General features: G+C 67.7%; 3 protein-coding genes and 3 pseudogenes. 3 read left to right on the plus strand and 3 right to left on the minus strand.

The features are described from left to right. Nucleotides 1–103: 103 nt before the first annotated feature. Nucleotides 104–307: pseudogene (locus tag ACFYY7_RS45360) on the plus strand (transposase); the annotation flags it as partial. 97 nt (nt 308–404) lie between these two features. Here ACFYY7_RS45360 and ACFYY7_RS45365 read toward each other — a convergent pair. Next, nucleotides 405–809 carry a hypothetical protein gene (locus tag ACFYY7_RS45365; RefSeq protein ID WP_388672272.1) on the minus strand — a complete coding sequence of 135 codons (405 nt, stop codon included), beginning with the start codon at nt 807–809 and terminating at the stop codon, nt 405–407. A gap of 237 nt (nt 810–1,046) precedes the next feature. Next, a complete protein-coding gene (locus ACFYY7_RS45370) occupies nt 1,047–2,324 on the minus strand; it encodes a helicase associated domain-containing protein (protein WP_388672275.1) in 1,278 nt (425 codons plus the stop codon). Between the two features lie 38 nt (nt 2,325–2,362). On the opposite strand from ACFYY7_RS45370, the pseudogene ACFYY7_RS45375 reads away from it, so the two are divergent. Next, nucleotides 2,363–2,638, plus strand: a pseudogene (locus tag ACFYY7_RS45375) (transposase); the annotation flags it as partial. Between the two features lie 20 nt (nt 2,639–2,658). Here ACFYY7_RS45375 and ACFYY7_RS45380 read toward each other — a convergent pair. Further along, nucleotides 2,659–3,513 carry an amylo-alpha-1,6-glucosidase gene (locus ACFYY7_RS45380; protein WP_388672278.1) on the minus strand — a complete coding sequence of 285 codons (855 nt, stop codon included), beginning with the start codon at nt 3,511–3,513 and terminating at the stop codon, nt 2,659–2,661. Here ACFYY7_RS45380 and ACFYY7_RS45385 point away from each other — a divergent pair. Next, nucleotides 3,464–3,812, plus strand: a pseudogene (locus ACFYY7_RS45385) (transcriptional regulator); the annotation flags it as partial. The gene ACFYY7_RS45380 and the pseudogene ACFYY7_RS45385 overlap by 50 nt on opposite strands. Nucleotides 3,813–3,929 lie beyond the last annotated feature (117 nt).

Genomic DNA, 3,929 nt, shown 5'->3' on the forward strand with positions numbered 1-3,929 from the left:
CGCTGCTCGGCGGACAGCCCGCCCCCGTCCGGATACCGCATGCCTCCGGCGTACCAGCCCGGACGGACCGCGTCACCCATCCCGACACAAATCCAAACCCCGAAACGCCGAAATCAGTAAACGCCGCACCGATGTCGTCCAGGTCTTCCCCAACCCCGAGGCCGTCCTACGACTGGCCACCGCAGTGCTGGCCGAAATGCACGACGAATGGATCGCCTTCCCCCGCCGCTACCTCTACGAAGAGAGCATGGCCACCGTCTACGCCACCGTCGACACCGAGGCCCTCCCCGGCGCTACCGAGGTCTGATCCCCTCCATCACGGCAGGGGGGGGCAAGATCAACTAAAAACCGCTCATGTGCGATGCCGGACCATGCACAGCTCACCCGGCCGCGCGGCAACCGGGTCAACTCGCCGGGCTGGTCAGGACGCAGTTCGGATAATCGTTGTCCGGATCGCCGACGGCGGTCCAGAGCTTCAAGACCTTGCCGTGCCTCAAGGCGGCGTAGGAGTCGGGCTCCCGCTCACCCGTTTCGGGGTGAGCAGCGTCGAAGGTCACACCGACGATGCTTTGCTCCTTGCTGGAGCCTTGCACCCAGGTGCCTGTTCCGGACCCGGTCAAACCCTCGTCCCAGCGGTAGGCGATGCAGACTTTGTCGGCGATGAACGTCCCGTCCTGCTTCAGCGTGAGGGTGCCGCCGTCGGCATCGGTCCACGTGGTCGCAAGTTCGGCCGGCTTCAGAACGACCGGCTCGCCTTCGGGTGGCGGCATGACGGTGAGCCTGCCGCAGGCCGTCAGGGCGAGGGCCATGGCGAGCAAGATCAGCGCAGTACGACGGGAACGCAACACACTCCACCCCTAGCGGGTTCCGCAGGCCGCGTGTGCGACCGGTGGGCTCAAGAACGCACGCCGTACCCTGGCACAGAGTTTGAACGCGTTCAAGTCGCAGTTGTCGGCGGCCACTCTTCACCAGGCGTGAGGCGGTACGGCAGCGAAGTACCGCAACCGCAGCGGCCGATCGCGGTCGGGCTGCAAATAGCCCATGGATCACATTCTTCGCGAACCGCTTCCTGGCCCGGCGCACGCGACGGTCCATGCCATTACCACGTGACGCGACGGGCGCCGCAACAGGTTGCTGACCACCCAGGGCAGAGAACAGCTGCCCGCCGCTACACCACACCAGGGGACATGACCCTCCTCGGCGCCGTTCTGGCGGCCCGCTGCGGCACCTCCTTCGAGGTGTTCGACGTGCTTCCGAGGCACCCTCAGATGCCCCTCACGGGCATGAAACTGCCGTGCGGCGCGGACGTTCACCGCCCACATGTCGACCTGTGTCCGTTTCACCGGCCGTTCTGTCTCTTCGGCGGGTTCGGTCCCAAGGGCGTTCTCCAGCAGCCACTGCTGTGCGGGCAGGAGCTGTTCCCACCCGTGCCGCTGCGCCGTAACCCACCTCCCGAGGTCCTCGCCCTGCACGATCACCTTGCCGGCCGCTACCGGCAAGGCCCCGCCGTTCTGGAGGAGGTTCTGGGTGAGCCGGAAGCAGCGTTGCCATCCCGTGTCCCAGACGGGGCACCATCCCGGATCGATCTCGTCCAGCGCTGCGCGCCGTGCCTCGGTCAACGCGCCCTTACTGGTCTCGACAGCCAGGCCGGCCTCACGGCGTTCCGCGTTCGTGTCCGCGGCTCGGGCGGCGAATCGCTGGTTCTTGGTCCAGGTCCCGACCGGGTACCCGTCCCAGACCGCGCTGGCGGGAGGCAGAAGGTGACCGTGCACCGTGGCCCAGGCGCGGGCGGCGGCGAGGCATTCCTCGAACGCGACGTCCTGGTGCGACCAGACCATGCCCAGCCCATCGAGCTGTTCCACCCGCCCCGCATCAAGACGCCCGGCCTTGTGCGATTTCCGCTGGTCGGCGAGCCAGGTCCCGAGCGGGAACCCGGCCGGAACCCAGTCATCAGGGGTGACGTAGTCGTACGGCACCCGCAACTGCACCGCCCCGGTCTCCTTCACATACCGCACGCATGCCTGGATACCGCGCCGCCAGAACGTGTTCTCCGGCTCGAGCACCCGCAACTTCACGAACCGCGCCAGCAGCGCCGGATCCCTGGGCGTGCTGAACTTCAGCAGCTCCCGCGCGGGCACACTCGGCCCCCGCTCGCCCTCCGGCTCTTCCCGCTCAGCTACCGCCTCGCCTTCCTCAGCACCCTCCGGGTGCCAACTCCAGCTCCGGACACGAGGATCGGCGAGGTGTTCGATCGTTTCGGTGTCGTGTGCCCGCAGCGCTGAGAGGACCTTCGCGAGGGTTCCGTACGCCGGTGAGGTCAGCATTTCGTCCGGTGTTTCACCCGGCGCGAGAAATACCGGAAGGGAAGAACGGTGGCAACTCACGAAACGGCACCCGGGCCAAGACGGTGCTCACCGACGTCGGCCCGGTCGAGATATCCGTGCCGCGCGACCGGGACGGGGCGTTCGAGCCGAAGATCGCCAAGAAGCGGCAGAAGCGCCTGTCCGGGGTGGACGAGATGGTCACCTCCCTGTCGGCGAAGGGCCTGACCACGGGCGAGGTCCAGGCACACCTCGCGGAGGTCTATGGCGCCGACGTCTCCCGCCAAACGATCTCCACGATCACCGACAATCGCTTATCTGGGCCTCGGCCACGTTCTCACTGGTCATCGATGCATCCTCCATGATCGGGAGTTGCACCGAACGATTTACAGTCCCGCTCGTGGCCGGGCTGATGGTCAGGACTCTGGCAGGGACGTCCGCCTGGAGGCCGAGGAGGGCCTGGAGCAGGGCGACGGACGACGCGGCGGCCCATGCCTGGGGGGCGGCACGATGCTGGATACGGCGCCGGAAGGGCGGAGGCGGAACGCGCGGTGCCCGCGAAGAGTTCGGGCAGCCGGGAGTCGTAGGCGGGACCGACTGCGATCAGGTTCTCCGCGAGCCGTCGCGCGTGGTCAGGGAATCCCGCGCGCGCGAGTCCCTGCACAGCGATGGCGGTGTCGTGCGGCCAGACGCTGCCGATGTGGTAACCGAGCGGGTTGTAGCCACCGTTGCTCGTAGCGTGGGTACGCAGTCCGAAGGCGTCGGCCAGGCCGGGGATGAGAAGCCGGTCCGCGACGGCGGCCTCCTCCTGCAGGTTCAGCAGGCCGGTGCCGAGCAGGTGGCCCAGGTTGGAGGTGACGGCGTCGACCAGCCGCCTGTCCTCATCGAGCGCGATGGCCGGGTAGCGGCCGTGCTCGTCGGAGACCCAGAAGCTGCGGCGGAAGGCTTCCTGAAGGCGCGCGGCCCAGACCCGGTAGCGGTCCGCTCCGGGCCGGTCGAAGACGTCGAGGAGCGCGGCACCGGCGACGGCCGCCTCGTGCGTGTACGCCTGCACCTCGCACAGGGCAATGGGCCCCGCCCCCGCTCGTGCCGACGACACACCTGTGGTCCGACGAGCCACCATTCTGAAGCCCTGATCGAGTGCATGGCTGGAGGAACGGCGCCGGCCGTCGAGCGCCAACCTGGAACGCATCGACGCCGCCTACCGCTAGGTCCGCCGCCACAACGTCGCCCGGCACCTCCTGCGACGCCTCAACGCCGCCGGCGGAACCCGGGTCGAGATCCACCCGCTCAACCAGTCACAGGTACCGCGCCCGCTCCAACGGATGGTGGAGTACCGCACGATGAACGTCCGCCGCTGGGACCGCATAGTCGAGACCTGGGCGGCCAACGACCACCAGGGCCTGGACGACGCCTGGGAGGACGTCATCGTCGACCTCGGATCCCAGTGGCCAGTACGAGTACGTCACCAACATTGGATTCGCCGCATAGACGGCCCCTGCACGTCGTTCTGAGAGGTCGTTTTCGTCCGATGTTTCATCCCGAGATGGGATGTTCTGTGGCCTTCTTCGGGTCGCGCCAGGAGATGGTGTTCTCATTGGTGAGGCG

This window comes from Streptomyces sp. NPDC001933, from assembly GCF_042890955.1.
Classification (GTDB): Bacteria; Actinomycetota; Actinomycetes; order Streptomycetales; family Streptomycetaceae; genus Streptomyces.